At 40.9% G+C, this 20,611-nt stretch carries 16 protein-coding genes; all 16 read left to right on the plus strand.

What is annotated here, in order from left to right; all coding sequences use genetic code 11:
* The first annotated feature begins 64 nt into the window (after positions 1–64).
* The 16 genes from pseI (at position 65) to ACLGGO_RS01280 (ending at position 20,582) form a co-directional block, all read left to right on the plus strand.
* Positions 65–1,117, plus strand: a complete 1,053-nt coding sequence (pseI, locus tag ACLGGO_RS01205) for a pseudaminic acid synthase (protein WP_446417980.1) — start codon at positions 65–67, stop codon at positions 1,115–1,117.
* A 328-nt stretch (positions 1,118–1,445) separates the two neighbouring features.
* Positions 1,446–2,267, plus strand: coding sequence for a phytanoyl-CoA dioxygenase family protein (locus tag ACLGGO_RS01210; protein WP_446417981.1), 822 nt, complete (start codon positions 1,446–1,448; stop codon positions 2,265–2,267).
* Between the two features lie 69 nt (positions 2,268–2,336).
* Positions 2,337–3,644, plus strand: coding sequence for a methyltransferase domain-containing protein (locus ACLGGO_RS01215; protein ID WP_446417982.1), 1,308 nt, complete (start codon positions 2,337–2,339; stop codon positions 3,642–3,644).
* Between the two features lie 87 nt (positions 3,645–3,731).
* Positions 3,732–5,099 (plus strand): capsular polysaccharide export protein, LipB/KpsS family, encoded by a 1,368-nt coding sequence (locus tag ACLGGO_RS01220; RefSeq protein WP_446417983.1) that lies wholly within the window; start codon positions 3,732–3,734, stop codon positions 5,097–5,099.
* Between the two features lie 265 nt (positions 5,100–5,364).
* On the plus strand, positions 5,365–6,579 hold the full coding sequence (locus tag ACLGGO_RS01225; protein ID WP_446417984.1) for a lipopolysaccharide biosynthesis protein: 1,215 nt from the start codon (positions 5,365–5,367) through the stop codon (positions 6,577–6,579).
* A gap of 74 nt (positions 6,580–6,653) precedes the next feature.
* A complete protein-coding gene (locus ACLGGO_RS01230; protein WP_446417985.1) occupies positions 6,654–8,012 on the plus strand; it encodes a hypothetical protein in 1,359 nt (452 codons plus the stop codon).
* A gap of 78 nt (positions 8,013–8,090) precedes the next feature.
* Positions 8,091–8,939 carry an FkbM family methyltransferase gene (locus ACLGGO_RS01235; RefSeq protein ID WP_446417986.1) on the plus strand — a complete coding sequence of 283 codons (849 nt, stop codon included), beginning with the start codon at positions 8,091–8,093 and terminating at the stop codon, positions 8,937–8,939.
* 62 nt (positions 8,940–9,001) lie between these two features.
* Entirely contained in the window at positions 9,002–10,219 is a 1,218-nt protein-coding gene (locus ACLGGO_RS01240; RefSeq protein ID WP_446417987.1) for a glycosyltransferase family 4 protein, read from the plus strand.
* A gap of 17 nt (positions 10,220–10,236) precedes the next feature.
* The gene (locus ACLGGO_RS01245; RefSeq protein WP_446417988.1) at positions 10,237–11,211 is read left to right on the plus strand and encodes an NAD-dependent epimerase/dehydratase family protein; all 975 of its coding nucleotides are present in this window, start codon (positions 10,237–10,239) and stop codon (positions 11,209–11,211) included.
* Positions 11,212–11,292: 81 nt separating this feature from the next.
* Entirely contained in the window at positions 11,293–12,291 is a 999-nt protein-coding gene (locus ACLGGO_RS01250; RefSeq protein WP_446417989.1) for an MraY family glycosyltransferase, read from the plus strand.
* Between the two features lie 367 nt (positions 12,292–12,658).
* Positions 12,659–13,564 (plus strand): CoB--CoM heterodisulfide reductase iron-sulfur subunit B family protein, encoded by a 906-nt coding sequence (locus ACLGGO_RS01255; protein WP_446336018.1) that lies wholly within the window; start codon positions 12,659–12,661, stop codon positions 13,562–13,564.
* A 370-nt stretch (positions 13,565–13,934) separates the two neighbouring features.
* On the plus strand, positions 13,935–14,639 hold the full coding sequence (locus tag ACLGGO_RS01260) for a response regulator (RefSeq protein ID WP_446336017.1): 705 nt from the start codon (positions 13,935–13,937) through the stop codon (positions 14,637–14,639).
* Between the two features lie 98 nt (positions 14,640–14,737).
* Positions 14,738–15,874, plus strand: a complete 1,137-nt coding sequence (locus ACLGGO_RS01265; protein ID WP_446336016.1) for a sensor histidine kinase — start codon at positions 14,738–14,740, stop codon at positions 15,872–15,874.
* A gap of 409 nt (positions 15,875–16,283) precedes the next feature.
* Positions 16,284–18,572 carry a TOMM precursor leader peptide-binding protein gene (locus tag ACLGGO_RS01270; protein WP_446417990.1) on the plus strand — a complete coding sequence of 763 codons (2,289 nt, stop codon included), beginning with the start codon at positions 16,284–16,286 and terminating at the stop codon, positions 18,570–18,572.
* Between the two features lie 182 nt (positions 18,573–18,754).
* Positions 18,755–19,294 carry a hypothetical protein gene (locus ACLGGO_RS01275; protein WP_446336014.1) on the plus strand — a complete coding sequence of 180 codons (540 nt, stop codon included), beginning with the start codon at positions 18,755–18,757 and terminating at the stop codon, positions 19,292–19,294.
* A 199-nt stretch (positions 19,295–19,493) separates the two neighbouring features.
* On the plus strand, positions 19,494–20,582 hold the full coding sequence (locus ACLGGO_RS01280) for an amidohydrolase family protein (protein ID WP_446336013.1): 1,089 nt from the start codon (positions 19,494–19,496) through the stop codon (positions 20,580–20,582).
* The last annotated feature ends 29 nt before the right edge of the window (positions 20,583–20,611 follow it).

Raw genomic sequence — 20,611 nt, forward strand, 5'->3', positions numbered from 1 at the left:
TAGTATTATAAGCTAGGTCAATGTCATACTTGATAACGAGTATTATTGAATTATCTGAGAAAGAATGCGGGAACTCACTATATTTGATAGAAAGATAAGCATTGGTCATCCTCCTTTTGTGATTGCTGAAATGTCCAGCAATCACAATCACTCTTTAGATCGCTCTCTAGAAATTGTTGAAGCAGCAGCCAAGGCAGGGGTAGATGCTCTCAAACTCCAGACCTACACGGCTGATACAATGACCTTGGACATCAATGAGGGCGAGTTTTATATTGATGATCCTAACAGTCTATGGCATGGTAACTCTTTGTATCAGCTATACCAGAAGGCTTACACTCCGTGGGAGTGGCACAAACCAATTTTTGACCGTTGTCGGGAACGAGGAATCATTGGCTTCAGTACTCCCTTTGATGCTACAGCCGTCGATTTTCTCGAATCACTAGACGTACCCTGTTATAAAATTGCCTCCTTTGAAAATACTGATCTACCCCTGATTCGCAAAGTTGCCAGCACGGGCAAGCCTATGATAATTTCTACTGGCATGGCAACGATAGCAGAGTTAGATGAGACAGTCCGGACAGCAAGGGAGGCTGGGTGTAAAGACTTAGTGCTGCTAAAATGCACTAGCACCTATCCAGCCACGCCAGAGGATACCAATTTGCTGACAATTCCCCATTTGCGGGAACTGTTTAGTGTACAAGTGGGTTTATCTGACCACACAAGAGGAATTGGCGTTGCCGTTGCCAGTGTTGTTTTGGGTGCTACAGTTATTGAAAAGCATTTCACCCTAAGTCGGGCTGATGGAGGTGTAGATTCAGCATTTTCAATGGAACCGGAAGAAATACAGCAACTCGTGATAGAGTCGCAAAGAGCTTGGCAATCACTAGGGAGGATACAGTATGGTGCGACAGTAGCTGAGAAGGAGTCATTAAAATTTAGGCGATCGCTCTACATTACCAAAGATATGAAAGCAGGAGATTTATTGACAGAAGACAACTTTAAATCAGTTCGTCCTGGAGCGGGATTAGCTCCTAATTACTATGAATTATTGCTAGGAAAACCTGTTAAAAAAGATGTCAAGATGGGAACACCTGTTAGTTGGAATATCCTTCTCTAGAAAGATGCTTTTTGAGAGTTAGTAAATTGGGTAATATGGCTATGTTTCGTGAAGATGTAGGTGACAGCATTTTTATAGCTACTCCTAAGATTTGGTGAAATGTTAATTTTAAAAATATTAGTTCAAAAAAAAATGATTTGAAAGAATGATACCCAACATTACTAAACTAAATTCCCTAAATGTATTTTTTGTATTTAATCAGTAAATTAATATGATGATATCATTATTAAAACCATTGTCTATTCTATACTTCAAGCTTTCTACTGTGTATAAGCGTTTAACTAAAAATCCAAAATGGGTATTAATGCGGATAGTGGGACGATTTAGTATGACTCGTCGTATTATGTCTTTTTTTATCGAAAAATCAACAAAATTTCACTGTTATGATACAGCTAAATCTTTATTCAAAAATATTGATATAGACAACGTCATTGATACCTTAAAAAAAGATGGCATTTCGTCAGGTATTATTTTACCTGAAGATGTGGTTCAAGATATACTCGATTTTGCTTTTTCTACACGATGTTATGGGAATGGTCAGCCTTCCCTAGGTTTTTATGTACATGAAAAAGAACAAGTACAGGCTAAGCATAAAAATCCTTTATTAACCGCCGTTTACTTTAATGCTGCACTGAATTGCCCAGCAATTAGTCGTATAGAAAGAGATCCTTATTTGTTAGAGATTGCCAAGAAATATTTAGGGAAAAACCCCATACACCTCGGAAATCGTCTCTGGTGGAGTTTCGTAACTGAAGCGACTGAATCTGATAGAAGCCAAGCTGCTCAGATGTTTCATTATGATCTCGATGACTATCGCTTCCTTAAGTTTTTCTTTTATTTAACAGATGTAGATTTGGCTAATGGTCCTCATGTATGTGTCCGTGGTACTCACGAGAGAAAAAAGTTTCTCCATTGGCTATTACTAAAGCGATATCCCGATAAAGAGATAATTAGTTCGTATGGTAGTGAGAGTATAGTTACGTTATGTGGTAATGCTGGTTTTGGTTTTGCAGAAGATACACTTTGTTTTCATAAGGGATATCCTCCCACAATCAAAGATCGGCTCATATTGCAAATTCAATTCGCTATAAATGATTATGGTCTTCAAAATGATAAGATAGATAATTCTTTACTCAAACAAATCATTTAAAATTATGTAGGATAAAAATCATTTAACTTAAAACAAAGCATTTACAGATTAAGTGTGGGGCTAAAATATATGAGTCGGTTAACTGAAAAATTAAAACAAGATGGACTATTAAGTGTAGGAATATTAATTTGGAGACGTTTCATAAAATTTAGATTAGAACAGGTATTATTCTCAAACCATGTCCGCTCCTATTATTTAGCTCAAACCCTGAAAGTTTGCATGCCAGTTGTCAAAGCTAGTGATGTAACTTTCATAGAAAATCAATTAGATGATTTTTCATTAATTACTTCTTTAGTGAAATCGGTTGAATTAACGATTCCTCACTTACCCAATTACGTGCCAAAGATTCCCCCGACGAAAAATATTAGAGTTGTTTTTTTGGAAATCAGTGATGAGCTGATGTTAATTAGCTGTACTTTAGGATTTAAGTATATCATAATAGATCAAGTAAATCCTGATAGTTTGAGTACTCGAATTTATCAAGCTTTGCAAAAACTAGACGTATCAAGTTTTAATTCCGTTTTGGCTTTGGTTGAAAATTTAAAATTAAAAGAGTTTCCTCCACTAAGAGGAAAAGTTAAAATCACTCTTCCTACCTATACTCAGCTTTGTCTTAGGCTCGTTGATGGGCATTATGGTTATACAGAAGCGCTGGAATGGAATATAATTTCAGAACTCCCGCGCAAATTTGAAATTATCTCTTCATCTGCTACGGTTACTGCTATCCCCGTATCAAACTTATTTTTAGGTTACGGTAGAGCTTCAAGACAATTTGCTGTCGGTAAGTTGTACGGTGAAAGATATTTAAGCGGGGATACAGTACTAGATGTAGGATGTGACATCTGTGGAGTTAAAAAGTACATTGGCTCTAAAACCCAGTATGTTGGCGTAGACAAGCAGGGACTAGCTGACTACTATATTGACCTAGATAAAGAAATTTTACCTTTTGAGCATCATTCTTTTGATACAGTTTTATGCTTTGAAACATTAGAACATCTTCAAAACATTCATCAAAGTATGGATCAAATGATGTTAATTGCCAAAAACTACTTTATTGGAAGTCTTTTTGTGGAAAGTGCTCATAATAGGGGTCGAACTATTACAACATTTGGTGAACCTATAGGGAATGCTCACTTGCCTCTAGCTCCCGTATTTGATCGTCACAATTGGATTTTTACTTTTTCTGATGCACTTGATTTTATATATTACAGAGCGAAAAAATCGGGGTTTGATATTATTGAGCTTAACTTGTTTTACAAAAACTATTTAGCCTCAAAATGGAAAAAACAAAAAATAGAAAAAAAATTTAAAAAGGGGAATATTTTCTATTTAGCTCATCATGTGCAAATAATAGGTTTTGTATTGAAACGCGCCTAAAATAAACTTTAGATTTTAATTTCAGAGTATTATAGCGGAAAAAAAGTTAAGTCAATTTATTTATCATCAAAGTGAGGTTGTATAGAAATGAAGAAAAGAATAAATGGAAGTGTATTAGTTTACACACGCCCACGATTGAATGTTTTTCTAAAAAAAGTAGCAAATTATGTATTTGATGGAGAAATTATTGCTTGTAGTGATTTGCCGGGTTTAGAAAAAATTAATCTGATGAATAGTTTTTATAGATACTATAAGTTAAACCCTACAGAGCAACATCTAACACCACACGATATGTGTCAAATCATTACACGTTGTCGTGTTCTAAGACTACTACCAACTCAACAAGCTGAAAGAATGGTACATGCAATGTATCAGGCAATAACAGAACTAATAGAAAAATATAATCCAAGTTATTTTCTGTCGCAGTCTATCGATAATTACATTCTAGACATTTTTTATCGAGTCTGTGAGAGACATGGGGTGTTTACTATTATGCTATGTGGTGGAAGTATACCTAATACTATTATTGTTACTAGATATGGTGAGAAGAATAAAGTGAGAACACCGACGGAAGCCGAAATTGACTCTGCTTTAAAAATATTGTTAGACGATAATCACAGAATTACTTACTCACAAAAATTCTATGGATATTCCTTTTTTGATCACTTTAGGAATTTTGTTCAATGGTGGTTAAAGTATTTAGTCTTTAAAATTTTAAGTTGGGTAAAAGCAGATCCATTAAACTATAGATATTTAGCCGCCTTTTTTCATACTCTAGATCAGGGTCAAACTGATTTATCTAATTATCAGGGAATTGATTTATTTGAAAGTGACTGGGAATATAGATTAGGTAAGGCATCACCCAAGCCATCATTATTTATTCCTCTTGCTTATGTTCCAGAAATGACAGTAGACTATTGGCTAAAAGACCTAACTTTTTTAAGGTATGAAGAATTTATAATGAACTTATGTAAAAAGCTTAGCTGTCAATACCTTTTAGTCATCAAGGAGCATTGGGCTATGCTAGGAATCCGCCGAACTGAATTCTATCAAAAATTAAAGTCAATACCCAACCTCATTTTAGTACCCGCCGATGTCAATAGTCGTACTGTCATGAAGCATTTGGATATAGTTCTTGTAGGAGCTGGCACAGCAGGAGTAGAAGCAGCAATAAGAGGAAAACGTGTAATTACTATGTGTACTCCTTACTATTATTTAAATGGCTATTACTTATGTTTAAATAAAGCTGAACAAATTGAAGAACTTACAAACTATTTAGAATCGTTTACCCCCCAACCTATAACAGAACATTCTAAACAAAATATAGTTCGCAGTCTCCTGGAATCGACTATAGTCGGCAGTTTATTGCTAAACCAAAAATTGAACACCGAGGAGAATATACAAACTACTATTGAAAGCCTAAAGGAATACTTATTGACACTAGAAAATAGCTAAATCCGGATTGATCGCCACGATTCCCAAAGCCATATACGGTATAAATTGATGGAAGCATAATGACTTGAACACTCTGTCGAAATTAATAGTCTGTCAAAAATACGTGAAAGCTAGTCTAGGTGAGGATTACGAGGATAGATCCGCTTTTTATGAAAACTACAGGAAAAAGCTATCCTTTACTGGCAGTAGTACTGTCAGGTATGTATAATGTTAAGGTTGAGTAGCGTAATACTTAGTGAAGCGCATATATTATTACTACATAGTTATGCTTCTTTCAGGAGTAGTGGGCTTAGTGAAGATAACTTTATATGCTAAAGTTCTTTCTCCAGGCCAGTTAGGATACTATTCTCTATCCTTACTGCTTTCCACTTATGGAATGTATATTTGTAGCTGTGGTTTATACGAAGGTTCAATCGGGATCTTTCCCAGATGGTATGGTGAAGGTCGTAGTAATGAGGTTGAATCGGCTCGTAACACAATTGCTGGTTTTACTGCTCTATCTACTTTAGCTCTATTACTCAGTTTAGGACTTGTCATAACCAGCGACACCTTGAAAGACATGTCTACCAATGTAGTCATTTTCTTGGCAGGATTGTTTGCTGGAGGTTCGACTTTGTTTGTGCTCTTGTTAGCTGATATTCGCAGTCGTCTAATGACTCTTGAATTCGGCACTATTATTTTTTTGCGCTCTATCTTGAGTCTATCTTTAGGAACTACATTAGCACATCAATACGGATATATTGGTATCTTAGTTTCAGAAATCATTATCACTACATGTATTACAGCTATTATAGCCAAATATAAAATTCATAATTTCGCCTGGAATTTATCTGGCTTTGTAGAATTAAAGCCAATTTTTCGAGTGGGTTTACCTTTAATGCTAAATGGAGTCGTTACTAATGCAGCTTCTAATATAGATAGATTTTTTGTGATAAGCACATTGGGTGACACTATATTTGGGTATTATTCGTTTGCCATGATTCTAGCGACAGGGGGTTCACTAGTTCAGTCTATACTGTCTCAACATATAGGTCCAGAAATCTTATATCGTATCGGGCAAGGCGATCCACCGAAAGAATTACTCGGTAAGCTTAATCGTTGTACAGTAGTAATATTGGTTTCCTTGGTTCTCCTATGGTATCCGTTTAGTCTAATAGTTGAATGGATAATACCTAATTACTTTCCAGAATATTTACAAGCTTATTCAATTATTCCGATAATCTATGTGGGAGCATCAGTAATAGTGGTTAGCTACTATGAAAACTTTATTGTTGCATTCAGGAAGACTGAATACCTGCTTATCTTGAACATTGCTATAGTTGCAATTGTTTTAGGCTTATCATTGTTATGTTCTTTTTGGAATCTATCATTAGTTAGTTTTGCTATAATTTATGTAATTGGAAGAATTTTGTATTTTATTTTTACACTAATTCTCACCCAATGGTCTGTGAATAAGCTATGCTTATCTGTAGATTCTTAATGGAAATAGTTGTTGTTATGATAGTGATAGTAAAATTGATATTACCGCTCTTACGTAGCCCACTTAGATTGCTCATGACATCTTGGTCTTTTGTTTTTTTAGCTTACCTTATATCTCCGATTCAATTTAATCAAGGGTGGTCTATAAAAACCATAGGATTTGTAGGGGGATTTTTCGCTGTTTTTACGACTAGCTATTTATTAGGAAAAGAGTTTGTAATTACTCTTGCTAAGGGTTCAGGGAAAAATTTAAGTTTTTTGAAAAAGGAAAAAATACATCTAAGCAAAATTTTTGTAAACAATAGACTGATTAACTATCGATTAGATAAATTTATCATTATAATCGCACTCATAGGATTAATTGGCAGCCTTATGCTAGCTGTTGATCTTCTGTTCGGTCGAGGCATAGACTTCAGTCAGGGATTATCTTCTGCCAGAGATGCCATGAATCAGCAGGTTATTGAACAAGGAGGTATACCAACAGGTCATCCTTGGTCTATTGCAGCGCGAGTATTGTCTGGTTTTCTACCTGTGGCTGCTCTAATTGCCCTGCTTCGTATGGAGCAACTTACATCCTCAACATTACGCTTAGTTGTTATCTCACTGATTTTACAATTTGTCTCTGATAGCCTGAGTGGCGGAAGAAACACTATTTTTATGACATTATTGCTTCTAACTATGGCAATATTGTTAAGAATAAGTCGAACAAGAGAACCTTTAATAAATCGTTTTATAATTTTAAAAAAAATTAAAAATTGGAGTTTTATACTCTTGTTATCTTTCATGGGTTATGTTTTGTTTGTTTTTATAGATCGTGAAAGCATCAGAGGAAGAAGCTTGAGTGATTCTTACGAAAACCTTCAAAACTCTTGGTTACTAACCTTCTCTTTTGATATTCATAATTTGGTTCAAAATGAAGGAATTATTGCTCATACTATATTAGCACTTGTTTATCTATTAGTTTACATAGTACACAGCCTTAACGAAATTAATCTTTTATGTTCCCAAACTCCTGAACCAGGACTCTTTTACGGCATACACAGTTTATTTTTACCTGCGCTACTCGCTAATAAACTAGGCTTGATACCGTCTGATTCAATTGTCGGTGTCACTGAATCCTTGAAACGCAGTGGTGTATACTTTACAGCGCTAGGAAGCATATATTTAGATTTCGGATACGCATTTTCATTTCTTGTTTTTTTTGTGTTTGGCTTTATCATAGGGTTTATATGGAAGCTTTTTAAATTAGGATATGGCTTGTATATAGAAATGCTCTGTGCCTACTTTCTACTAACCCTTGCGATTTCACCATTCTACCTTTCCCTAAATGCAGGTAACGGATTTCAAGTTCTTTCAGCATTAATTATTTCAGGTACGGTCATATCGTTGATGAAAATGGACAAAGTAAAAATACATAATTTAGTTAGGCGTTAATTATTGTTTCAAAAAATATCTTTTTAGATTAGAGTATGTAGTTCTTAGTTGATTGATAAGTAAAGTGACAATATGATAATGATGGATAATTTTTGGAAAAATATGTTAAGGAAAATATTTCGCTCCAGTCTAAATATAGTTTTTTCAAATAATCCGAATAAACTTGCACAGATAGCACTTCCGAATCGATATCAGCTAATCTGGAGCAGCGAGTATGTCGGTCGTAAAATAGCTCTTAGATCCTGGGAAATTACCGAATCTAATTTTTTCCAAAATTACCTTAAAGAAGGTGACATTTGCTTAGATATTGGGGCAAATATTGGATACTACACCCATCTGTTTGCATCTAAAGTTGGTTCTAATGGTGCCGTTATATCAATAGAACCACTCAAACGGAATGCGTGTTTAATTGAGCTGAATAGCGTTATTAATAACACCAATCACTTTGTAAAAGTTGTACCTACTGCTGTTTCTGATGTAGAAGACTCCGAACTGGAATTCTCACAAACTGCTGATTCTGCATTTTCTTTTGTCGTCAGTGATTCAAGCCAATCAAGGCTTGGCTCTGACCATATTAAACCCGGTTCAGAGAAAAGTAAAATGCCTACTACTACAATTGATTTAATTGTTAAAACCCTATCCCTTAAAAAAGTTGATATTGTCAAAATTGACGTTGAGGGATTTGAGTACAGAGTATTAAACGGCATGAGTAACTTGCTTGCTAACTCAAGTATGCGCCCTCGGTTAATGATGATAGAACTTTTGTCAGCTCATCTAGACTATTACCATTCTAGTATTGATGAGGTTTGTAATTTTCTAGAAGCCTATGGATATGCCAGTAAAATTATTAATAAAAAAGGTGTTTTTTCTCCCTACGAGCCACACCATCATGATAAAATACATAATGTTTTTTTTGTAAGTGATTAGTCAAGTTCTTGCCTCCTTACTTCTACATATATGTTATCTATATTTAGCTTATTACCATAGATATGCAAAATCTCACAATTATTAGTCAGTACTTTTATCCGAATTCTGCTTCCACTGCTCAACTAATTACCGATTTATCAAGGGGCTTTGCAGAACGAGGTTATGTTGTAAAAGTACTTACATCTGGTCATGACCATTCAAAAATTAATCTAGTTGATGGCTTTTTGAGTCAGATAAAAATAAACCGAACCCCATACATAAATTGGCATAATCAGAATATATTTATCAAAGTTTTTAACTCGCTAATTTTTTTATTTATTAGCTTTGCATACATAATATTTAATGTAAATTATAATAATACTCTACTAATAGTTTCCAATCCCCCTTACTCAGGCATTTTAGGTCTAGGTTTTAAAATTTTTAAGCAAGGAAAGTTTTATTTTCTGTTACAAGATATCTTTCCGGAATCAGCGGTACTCATTGGTATAATTAAGTCTAGCAGTTTTTTATTTAAGTTTTGTAGTTACTTAACATATCTGACCTGTAAGTACTCCCAAAATACAATCGTACTTAGCAGTTCTATGAAGATTTTTCTAGGAAAAAAGTATTCTGACATTCAAGAAAATGATAAAATTGAAATAGTTGAAAATTGGTCAATTGAAGATATTTATATATGCAGTAAAAAGAATAATGAATTTGCAATACAGCACGGCTTCGATAAACTATTCACCATCCTATATTCAGGAAACTTAGGACGGCTCCATGACATAGAAAGTATTGCCTTTGCTGCCCAATTTTTGAACGATACCTCAATACAGTTTGTATTCATCGGCGATGGTGCAAAGCAAAAATTATTAGAGCGCTATATCCAAGAACATCAGCTAAAAAATATCTTGCTTCTGCCTTTTCAACCTAGAGATGTACTATCGCAATCGCTTACAGCTTGTGATGTCTCTCTCGTCAGCCTTATTGAAGGTGCAGAGGAAATTATTGCCCCTTGCAAACTTTATGGGATGTTGGCAGCGGGTCGAGCTATCCTTTCGATATCCTCTACAGGTTCTTATATCGATCAACTTCTGAATGACTATAGTTGCGGTATTAACTGTCCCCCTCATAACCCTCAGCAACTGGCAGATACGATCGCTAAACTAGCAGCAGACCCAGAACGAGTGACAGCAATGGGAAAAAGAGCGCGTCAACTTTATGAAGAAAAGTACACATTCAGCCGCGCCCTAGATGAGTATGAAAAGCTATTGTTTAATACCGAACTGCTCAATTAGTTAAAACCTGTAGACAATTGAACTCTATTCTCATAACTGGTGCTAAAGGCTTCATCGCTAGCCATCTCATGCCTTACCTTGATAAACCAGATCGGCAAATTACGGCTGCTATTCGTGACCGTTGTTCCTCTAATCAATTTCCTTCTTCTGTTATTTCCGTTACTATCGGAGACATTAACGGCGACACGAATTGGCAACAAGCTCTCAAAAATATTGATACTGTAATTCATCTAGCAGCTCGCGCTCACATCCTAGGAGAGGAAATTCTAAATCCGGAAGCAGAATTTCTCAGAATTAACACCGACGGCACTGCAAACCTTGTCCAGCGATCAATCCAAGCAGGAGTAAAACACTTTATCTTCATCAGCTCCATCGGTGCTATGGCAACCCTAAGCGACCATCTCCTCAGGGAAACCTCCCCTTGCCAACCCGATACTCCCTACGGACGCAGCAAACTCCAAGCCGAACAAGCCCTAATCGCTCTTGCCAGCCAAAGCAACATGACCTGGACTATTCTACGCCCTACCCTAGTCTATGGTTCAGGCAACCCTGGCAACATGGAACGCCTAGTTAAACTCATCAATCGAGGCTTACCCTTACCCTTTGGTCTAGTCAACAACCGCCGTAGCCTTCTCTACGTCGGTAATCTCGTTGATGCGATCGCGACTTGTCTAACTCACCCCAACGCCAAAAACCAAACGTTCCTGGTTAGCGATGGTCAAGATCTCTCCACACCTGAACTAATCCGCAAGATAGCCTACCACTTAGAACGCCCTTGTCACCTCCTCCCAGTACCACCCAGCCTGCTCAAACTAGCAGGTCATCTAGGAAATACCATCGAACAATTCGCCAAACGCCCCCTACCGCTCAATACTTCAACCATTGACCGCCTGCTAGGTTCCCTCGTCGTTGACAGCAGCCACATCCGAAACACCCTCAACTGGGAACCTCCCTACACCGTTGACGAAGGTCTCTCAAAAACCTTGCGCTGAGACACCTATCTCACGGAACCCACCAAAAAGCAATAGGTCATATAGTAGGAAAAGTGTGTGTGAGAAGTTTAATAGACAAGCATGTTAACTGTTCTTGCGGCTGCCAGTGTTCTGGCGAGTATCCTCCTGACCAATATCCTTAAACGACGCTTCAGCAACCACTTACTGGACATTCCCAACGATCGCAGTTCCCATACCCAACCCACTCCCCGTGGTGGTGGCTTGGGTTTCATCCTGGCGTTTGCCATAACAGGCTTAATTGCCTCTCTATTCGCCAGTTATTTCCCTCAACTCCTATCCCACCCCCTAATTAACCCCAACCCAACCTTCCTGTGGCTCATCCTCACTCCCTTAGCCATCATTGGTATCATTGATGATCGCCAAGGGCTTCCCGCCAGAATACGTTACCTAGTGCATCTGTCTGTCGCCAGTCTCGCGATCGCGTGTTTCGGTTCCTTCCCCCTACCCTGGCTCCCTAACTTCGGTATAGTGGGTCAAATGCTCGCGATCGCACTCACCCTAATTGGCATCACCGCCCTAATTAACTTCTACAACTTCATGGATGGTTTAGATGGTCTAGTTGCCAGCGTCACCGCCCTCCAGATGGCATTCCTAGCACTCTACCTCAACCAACCCCTATTCTGGCTGCTTGTCGCCGCCCTCCTCGGTTTTCTCTGGTGGAATTGGTCTCCCGCGAAAATCTTTATGGGCGATGCAGGTAGCACCGTCTTGGGAGCCAGTGTCGCCATCGCCCTGCTCAATACCAATAACCCCGTACAAGCCTGGTCTGCTTTGGCTGTAACCCTCCCACTCACCGCTGATGCCATCTACACCCTAATCCGTCGCCTCATCCGCCAGGAAAACATCTTTAAAGGGCATCGTAGTCACATTTACCAGCGGCTTCAACAATCCGGTTGGACTCATCGCCAAGTCGCCCTCACCTACCTCACCGCCACCAGTATGATTGTCTTATTAATCACCACTCTAGGGACTCTGGGGAGTTGGTTCAGTTTAGTCGGGGTACTAATGGCGATAGCGATCGCGGAAATGTATCTCCAGGCGACGAGGGCGATCGTTTAGCTGACTTTTCACTGTATGTGGCGCAATTAAGGAAGGTACGTTTTGACCCTTCACAACCCTTGAGGGTACGGCGCATGAATGTGTAGGGGCGGGTTTCACTACTATCTCTTCGGTGACACCCAGATGTGACTAAACCCGCCCCGACTTTCGCCAATTTCGAGACTTCCGGTGAAAAGTCAGAATCATCTAGAGCGTCATAATAAGGAATACGCAAAATTCGCTCGTCGACCTCCCACTTCGTCGAACGCCTGTATCCACTCAATGGGATCGGCTCGCCCTTTACTCAACCAGAAATTCCAGCATTGCCAACGCTACCCATTAAGATTAGCGATGGGATAATTGATCCTGAGAATCCAGATTAACTGCTATGCCATCTCAAACCCTAAAATACGCTTACTTTCCCGGTTGTGTCGCCCAAGGCGCTTGCCGAGAATTGTACCAATCAACCGCAGCCCTGACTCAAGCCTTGGGCATTGAACTGATTGAACTGAAAAAAGCTTCCTGTTGCGGTTCTGGCACATTTAAGGAAGATTCCCGATTGCTGGAAGATACCGTAAATGCCCGTAATATTGCCTTGGCGGAGGAACTCAATCTACCCCTGTTGACCCATTGCAGCACCTGTCAGGGAGTTATTGGTCATGTTGATGAACGCTTAAAGGAATTTCAACAGAGTGATCCGGGCTATGTGGATCAAATCAATGGCTTACTGAAAAAAGAGGGTTGTTCTCCTTATAAGGGGAACAGCGAAGTCAAGCACTTGCTGTGGGCGTTAGTTACCGATTATGGACTAGACGCCTTACGAGAACGGGTTACCCGAAAGCTAAGCGGGTTAAAATGTGCCGCCTTCTACGGCTGTTATTTGCTCCGAGGGCAGACCACCATACCCTATGACAACCCGTTTCACCCCGAATCGATGGAAAATGTATTCCGATCCGTTGGGGCAACTCCTGTCTATTATCGGGGACGAACCCAGTGTTGTGGTTGGCCCATTGCCAGTTATGCGACTGAGCAATCCTTCCAAATGGCAGGAAAACATATCCAAGAAGCCATTGACGCTGGGGCGGATTGTATGGTAACGCCTTGTCCGTTGTGCCACCTGAATCTTGACTCTCGTCAACCGGAAGTGGAAAAAGTAATTGAGCGCAAGCTGGGATTACCTGTGTTACATTTACCGCAATTAGTCGCCTTGGCGCTAGGGATTCCACCAAAGGAGTTGGGGTTGAGTAAGCATATTGTGTCCACACGACCTGTTTTAGAGAAATTGGGCTTATGATCCATTCCCCTACCCGAGCCTCGACTTCTTGAAGATTGGGAATCTAAATTAGCGATCGCATCCGCAACGGATGAACGAAACATTTATAATTCCCCTGTAGGGGCGACCCGCTTGACCTAATTCACAACACCAGTCCATTCAATGGGGTCGGGTCGCCCTTTACTCAACCACCTGTATCAGAAAGGGTTTCTTAGGAATTATATCTGTCACCATAAAGGTGAGGACTTTCTTGATAGCTAGAAACTACCACGTAAGTAGTCGGAGAAAAGAAAACGGCACGCTCACGCTTGTTTTGTAAATAATCCTCAAACCCTTACAAATGACGAATGACGATCAAAAGCGTTCACTGTAATTGTTCCCACCTACTTATATGGATATTTTAATCGTTGAAGACGAAGCGGAAATCGCCAAACTCATCCAACTAGCCCTAGAACGGGAAGGATTTACCTGCTACTCCTGTCGCGATGGACTAGCCGCCTTGCAAGCATTCCAAACCCAGCAACCGGATGTAATTATTCTGGACTTAATGCTACCCGGATTAGATGGACTGGAAGTTTGCGCCAGAATTCGCCAAAAACCGGGACCCAAAGACCCCTATATTCTAATGCTGACGGCGAAGGGAGAGGAAATTGACCGCGTAATTGGTCTATCAACAGGTGCTGATGATTACCTCGTCAAACCCTTTAGCCCTACCGAACTGGTGGCGAGAGTCCGGGCGCTATTGCGGCGTAGTTTGCGTCACGGCGGACAGTCCCTCGTCTACCGTACTCAACATTTTACCGTAGATGTGGATCAACATACTGCTAGTCGCCAACTGGATTCTGAGGAATCAGAACCCCTGGATTTAACCACGTTAGAATTTAATCTGTTAGCCACCTTTATCAGTCAACCCGGTCGAGTTTGGAATCGTACTCAACTGATTGATAAGCTTTGGGGGAATGACTTCTTTGGTGATGAACGGGTGGTTGATACCCATGTCGCCCGATTGCGAAAAAAAATAGAACCTGATCCGAGTAATCCTACTTTTGTTAAAACCGTTATCGGCGTTGGTTATAAATTTGAAGATAGCCCGTAGGGATTTGGTCACCAAACCCCTCTTATATAAATTTCTGGTGTTGTTAAGTAGACCAAGCGGGTTGCCCCTACAGGTTGTTATACCATTTCTCTTTAATCATGAGTAAAACCGGTTTACGCCGCCGCCAATCCTTACCCTTAGTCTCGCGCCTGTTTCTCTCCCATTTGTTGGTGATGATTGTCGGCGTGGGTTCCCTGTTAATTATCAGTAAACTCTCTTCGCCGCGCTTCTTTATTTTGCATCTGCAACAACTAGAAGGCAAAGGCGTTATCTTTCGCGTAGCCCGTACCTCCCTATTACAAGGATTTCAAACCGCCTGGAATCGCGGCACGTTTTGGTCGGTTATCGTTGGGACAACGGCGGCTGGAGGACTTAGTTACTGGTTGTCTCGTCGCATTGTCAAACCCCTGACTCAAATCGAAGACATTACTCAACAATTTGCGGCGGGTAAGCTAGATAAACGACTTCCGCCCAGTGAAATTCCTGAAATTAATCAACTCGCCACCAGTTTTAATCAGATGGCGGTGAGTTTAGAAGATGTAGAACAGCGGCGGCGAGATTTAGTCAGTGATTTGACTCATGAACTGCGAACCCCTCTGACGGTACTGCGAGGTTATTTAGAAGAACTTGCCACACACAGGATGGAAGCAACGCCTGCAATGTATCAGCAGTTGGCAAAAGAAACGCGACGGTTGGAACGGTTAATTAACGATTTACAGGAACTCTCCAAAGCCGAAGCCGGTTATCTGCCCATAAAAGTTGAACCTGTGAATGTGCGTCCCCTGTTAGAATCACTGGTGCAAAAGTTTGCGGATCAGGTTTTGGAAGAAGGTCCTGTATTGCATTTAGATTGTCCAGAAAAATTGCCTCGGGTATTGGCAGATAGTGACCGATTGGAACAAGTATTGGTGAATCTTTTAGGCAATGCGATTCGACATACTCCAACGGGTGCGATTACCGTTCGGGTGTGGATAGAACGGGACGGGAGAAAAGGAATTATTCCTCGGTTATCGATTGCGGTAACCGATACGGGTATGGGTATTGCCCCAGAGAATGTCCCTCATGTGTTTGAACGGTTCTGGCGGGCGGAAAAGTCGCGCAATCCGAATACCGGGGGAACGGGGATAGGGTTAGCTATCTCGAAGCGGTTGGTGGAATTGCAAGGGGGTGAGATTGAGGTAGAAAGTCAGCTAGGGGTTGGCAGTACGTTTCGGTTTTATCTGCCCTTAGCATAACTCTTATGTCAAGGTAAACAGAGATTCAGTTCCTTCGCTACATTTAAGCTAGGGCGAGTCGAGACAGGTTAATTTTAACACCGCCATATTTGAGCAGCGACTCGCCCCTACAATCTACAATTTCAATAATTGCTACAACTGTTGTAAGCCTGACAATCTTTATGATGGACAATTGGCAGTAGAGACGTTGCATGCAACGTCTCTACATAAATGATGTGTCCTAACTTAATTTACTCGGGTCGCCCTCTCCTCAACGTCCTGTGTCAGAACGTGTTTCTTGACAAAATTTATTTCGCCATCTAATAATTAACGTAGTTAATGGGTAAACATGTCGAATCCTGAGCGTTAATGGTGCGGATTTTTAGGTTCCCATCCAAGTACGAACGAGCCACAGTTATATTTGATAAATATGCTCAATAAGCCCAAATTTAAACAATGCTTTCATGTTGAAATAGTCGAACCAGAAACAGTATTTTTGTTGTCGGAGCGAGGTTCGATTCAACTTAATCGTCATCTCTATCAACAATTAGTTCCGTTAATCGATGGGCATCACACAGTTGAGGAAATTATTGATCAAATCCTCCAGCATCTATCTGCGGAAACTATTTCGTTTCAAGAGATGCTCAATACTAGCGTCATGGCGCGACATGCCTTGATGCAGATGGAACAGAAGGGATACATTGTAGAAAGTGAGTCTCTATTGCCCGATAATTTAGCCAGCTTCTGCGAGATGCTAAATGTTGATGTTCAGGAGGCTTACCAGCGATTGCAAACGACAAAAGTAGCAGTAAGCTGTTTGGGTTCTCTGTCTACTTCTGAGTTCCTATCTACTCTGGAATCGCTACAGATTCAAGTGGCGGATCAGGGAGATATTGATATCGTATTAACCGATGACTATTTGCACGTTGATTTAGAAGCATTTCATCAAAATGCCTTACAATCTCAACGTCCCTGGATGCTAGTTAAACCCGTGGGGACGGTGGTTTGGATCGGACCAATTATTGAGCCAGGAAAAACGGGCTGCTGGCACTGTTTAGCGCAACGCTTACGGGATAACAGACCAATAGAACGCTTTATCCAAAAACAGCAGCACCGTCCGACACCGATACCGATTCCTTTAACGTCTTTTCCGGCTAGCGTACAAACCGCTTTGGGAATGGCAGCAACGGAGGTGTTTAAATGGATTGTTTTGGGCGAAAATCAACGGTTAACAGGGGTTCTGGTTACTCACGATACTTTATCCTTAGACACCCGAAATCATCGTCTAGTTAAGCGTCCGCAATGTCCCCGTTGTGGACTGACTCAGACGTTGAACCGTAAACCTTTACCGATTATTCTGGGACACCGGAAGAAGAGTTTTACCACAGATGGCGGACATCGTTATTGTTCACCGGAAGAAACGCTGAAAACCTATCACCATCACCTGAGTCCGATTACCGGTGTTGTCCGGGAATTGACCCGGTTAGAGACAGGCGTCAATCATTTAACTCATACTTATATAGCCAAGCATCATTTCGCCACACTGTTTGATGATCTCAACACGTTACGCCAAAATATTGGGGGTCGTAGTGCGGGAAAAGGTCGCACGGACGCTCAAGCAAAAGCCAGTGGGTTTTGTGAGGCGATTGAGCGCTATTCTGGGGTTTTTCAGGGGGACGAAATTCGAGAAAAAGGGAGTTATCACAGGCTGGGCGATCGCGCGATTCATCCGAATACCTGTATGAATTTTAGCCCTAGTCAATATGAAACTCGTCAAGACTGGAATAACAAATGTTTGGGGTGGTTTCAAAAAGTTCCTGAACCCTTTGACGAGGAACGAGAGCGAGAATGGACGCCAGTTTGGTCGTTAACGGATCAAGGGTTTAAGTATTTGCCTACGGCTTACTGTTATTATGGCTATCCTCAATCCGAAAAACCCGATTGTTGGGCAGATTCTAATGGTTGTGCCGCCGGAAATACGATAGAAGAAGCTATCCTGCAAGGGTTTATGGAATTAGTGGAACGGGATAGTGTGGCGTTATGGTGGTATAACCGGATTCAACGCCCCAAGGTGGATTTAGAGAGTTTTGATGACCCCTATTTTCATGAGTTAAACGAGTATTACCAAAGCCTGCATCGGGAACTCTGGGTGCTCGATATTACCAGTGATTTGAATATTCCCGTATTTGCGGCGATTAGTCGGCGGTGCGATCGCGCGGTGGAAGATATCGTTTTGGGGTACGGCGCTCATTTTGACCCGAAAATTGCCATCCAACGGGCGTTGACGGAGGTGAACCAGATTCTCCCTTCGGTGTTAAGGGCAAATGCTGATGGTAGTACATTCTATAATCCTGGGGCTGATCCGATGGCGCTGGACTGGTGGAAAATGGCAACGGTGGCGAATCAGCCGTATTTAGTTCCTGATGAGAGTATGGCGGTAAAGGTACAGTCAGATTATCCGCAAGTGTGGAGTGATGATCTCAAAGATGATGTGATTCGCTGTCAGCAACTTGTCGAGAACCGGGGGATGGAACTGCTGGTGCTGGATCAGACTCGTCCTGATATCGGACTCAAGGTTGTCAAGGTGATTGTTCCCGGAATGCGCCACTTCTGGAAACGGCTGGGTTCGGGACGGTTATATCAGGTTCCGGTAGAATTGGGGTGGTTGAAAGCGCCGCTTCCGGAAAATCAACTCAATCCATTCCCGATGTGGATGTGAGTCCAGCGAACTCATCCTGAAAACAACGATATGCTTAGTTTGTTAAGAATAATGTAGAACTGTTGAGTGTACTGCCAATGTTGTTCATAATATTTGAAAAAAGAATAATCAAATCAAATTAGTACCTTGTGTGACCCGCTCAAGTAAATACGTCAAGTAAATACGATTGGAAAGCTGGACTAATGAAAGACTTGAAAATAAAAGAGTTAGTTGAATGGTCTCATTGCAAAACTAGCGCTCCCTCATTCCGGGTATACCCAGAAAACCATCCCTGTAACTACGAGACACTTTTTTCCCTGTTATCGAAACAATGCAAACTTCTTTCTCAACTGATTGCTACTTCATGGCTAAATGGTGAAAAAGCAACGCAGATTCGGGAAATATTCAGAAAAGCTAAGAGGGAAGATGATTCAGATTTGAAGGATTTGTTGACGGGAAAGAAATCAGAATTGTGGGATCAGCCTATTTTTGATGAGACGGAAATAGACAGGTATGAATTCGAGATCACATTAGATTCGTTCGAGGGTTCTTTAATTGAAACGGGGAAAGTATCTCCTGCTTTTAAAATGACCTTGCCTTATCCTCCACGCCCAGCCCTGGGTGAATTGACTGTAACTTACGCAGAAATAGAAGAATGGGTAAAGGAACCAATAGTAGAAGAGAACGGTATCACAAAAGATTTCGTTCCTCCTTCACTCTATATTCCCTGCTCATCTTGCTAATACAGCAAGGCATAAAGTTACCCAGGTTTCAAACTAGCTAAATCGAGTCATGAAAGCCGTAATAGTTTAACGACCTGTATTTTCCCATCAAGTGAATCCCCCGTCTGAAGGATGGGGGATTTCCTGTCAGTAGCATTCCATTTGAGATTTGGATTCTAGAACCTTCAGTATATCGTCGCTAATTAAAGAATCAGAAATCATGCTTAACGGATATCAAATTATTGATGCAGATGCTCATGTATTCGAGCCGCAAGATCTTTGGCACAAGTACCTAGAACCAGGGTTAAAGCGGTTTGCCCTAACGTCACCCAATATAACGATTCAGGGTGAAAAAATTTACAGCAAAATGTCTAATGACATTCACAATTATGCCGTAAGAAATATTGGACGCAATCACCCCACAGATGCCATACCCAATGGTTTTGACTCAGAATCTCAAGTTAGGGCAATGATGCAGATGGGAGTTGATATCTCATTTCTCTATCCCAGCCTGGGATTGTGGGTGATGGGAATCGATAGCATGACACCGCAACTGGCTGGAGCATTTACCAGAGCCTACAATAATTGGTTACATGACTTTTGTAGCTATAACCCGCAAATTCTCAAAGGGGTGGGAGCAATCAACTTACACGATCCTGAAGAAATGCTTCCTGAATTGCACCGAGTTGTAGCCTTTGGTTGGAATGCCGTTTTTTTGCGCTCCAACCCCGTTAAGGGACGACTGCTGAGTGATCCCGCCTACGAGCCATTTTGGACGGAGTGCGAAGCGTTAGGGGTAGCGGTGGGGATTCATGAAAGTGGTAGTCACAGTCGTTTACCAACCACTGGCGCGGATCGCTTTAACACCCGTTTTGGGATGCACGCCTGCTCTCATCCAATGGAACAGATGATGGCATTGTTAGCGCTGATTGAAGGTGGCGTGTTAGAGCGTCACCCTAACCTGAGAGTCGGCTTTCTCGAATCTGGCTGTGGTTGGTTACTCTATTGGCTGTGGCGTCTGGATGAAGAGTATGAGGAGTTAGGTTGGGAAGTGAAGAATAACGTTAAAATGAAGCCGTCCGACTACTTCCGTCGCCAGTGCTTTATCACGATTGAGCCTTCTGAGCCTTATCTGGATCGGGTTATTCAGGATATTGGCGTCGAGAATTTGCTCTTTGGTTCTGACTATCCTCACATGGATCATAAGCAGGATATTGTGGAAAGAGCCGTGGCACTTCATGAACAACTGGGTGAGGAAACAGTGCGAAAGATTCTTTGGGATAACCCGGCTCGTTTTTATGGATTGTAGCCATTTTATCACCAAATTATGGCTAAAAT

Source organism: Coleofasciculus sp. (genome assembly GCF_046565525.1).
Classification (GTDB): Bacteria; Cyanobacteriota; Cyanobacteriia; order Cyanobacteriales; family Coleofasciculaceae; genus Coleofasciculus.

Bases quoted from the DNA above. Each gene is read 5' to 3' on its own strand.
- pseI (WP_446417980.1), top strand. From the start codon at position 65: ATGCGGGAACTCACTATATTTGATAGAAAGATAAGCATTGGTCATCCT.
- ACLGGO_RS01210 (WP_446417981.1), top strand. From the start codon at position 1,446: ATGACTCGTCGTATTATGTCTTTTTTTATCGAAAAATCAACAAAATTT.
- ACLGGO_RS01215 (WP_446417982.1), top strand. From the start codon at position 2,337: ATGAGTCGGTTAACTGAAAAATTAAAACAAGATGGACTATTAAGTGTA.
- ACLGGO_RS01220 (WP_446417983.1), top strand. From the start codon at position 3,732: ATGAAGAAAAGAATAAATGGAAGTGTATTAGTTTACACACGCCCACGA.
- ACLGGO_RS01225 (WP_446417984.1), top strand. From the start codon at position 5,365: ATGCTTCTTTCAGGAGTAGTGGGCTTAGTGAAGATAACTTTATATGCT.
- ACLGGO_RS01230 (WP_446417985.1), top strand. From the start codon at position 6,654: ATGACATCTTGGTCTTTTGTTTTTTTAGCTTACCTTATATCTCCGATT.
- ACLGGO_RS01235 (WP_446417986.1), top strand. From the start codon at position 8,091: ATGATGGATAATTTTTGGAAAAATATGTTAAGGAAAATATTTCGCTCC.
- ACLGGO_RS01240 (WP_446417987.1), top strand. From the start codon at position 9,002: ATGCAAAATCTCACAATTATTAGTCAGTACTTTTATCCGAATTCTGCT.
- ACLGGO_RS01250 (WP_446417989.1), top strand. From the start codon at position 11,293: ATGTTAACTGTTCTTGCGGCTGCCAGTGTTCTGGCGAGTATCCTCCTG.
- ACLGGO_RS01255 (WP_446336018.1), top strand. From the start codon at position 12,659: ATGCCATCTCAAACCCTAAAATACGCTTACTTTCCCGGTTGTGTCGCC.
- ACLGGO_RS01260 (WP_446336017.1), top strand. From the start codon at position 13,935: ATGGATATTTTAATCGTTGAAGACGAAGCGGAAATCGCCAAACTCATC.
- ACLGGO_RS01265 (WP_446336016.1), top strand. From the start codon at position 14,738: ATGAGTAAAACCGGTTTACGCCGCCGCCAATCCTTACCCTTAGTCTCG.
- ACLGGO_RS01270 (WP_446417990.1), top strand. From the start codon at position 16,284: ATGCTCAATAAGCCCAAATTTAAACAATGCTTTCATGTTGAAATAGTC.
- ACLGGO_RS01275 (WP_446336014.1), top strand. From the start codon at position 18,755: ATGAAAGACTTGAAAATAAAAGAGTTAGTTGAATGGTCTCATTGCAAA.
- ACLGGO_RS01280 (WP_446336013.1), top strand. From the start codon at position 19,494: ATGCTTAACGGATATCAAATTATTGATGCAGATGCTCATGTATTCGAG.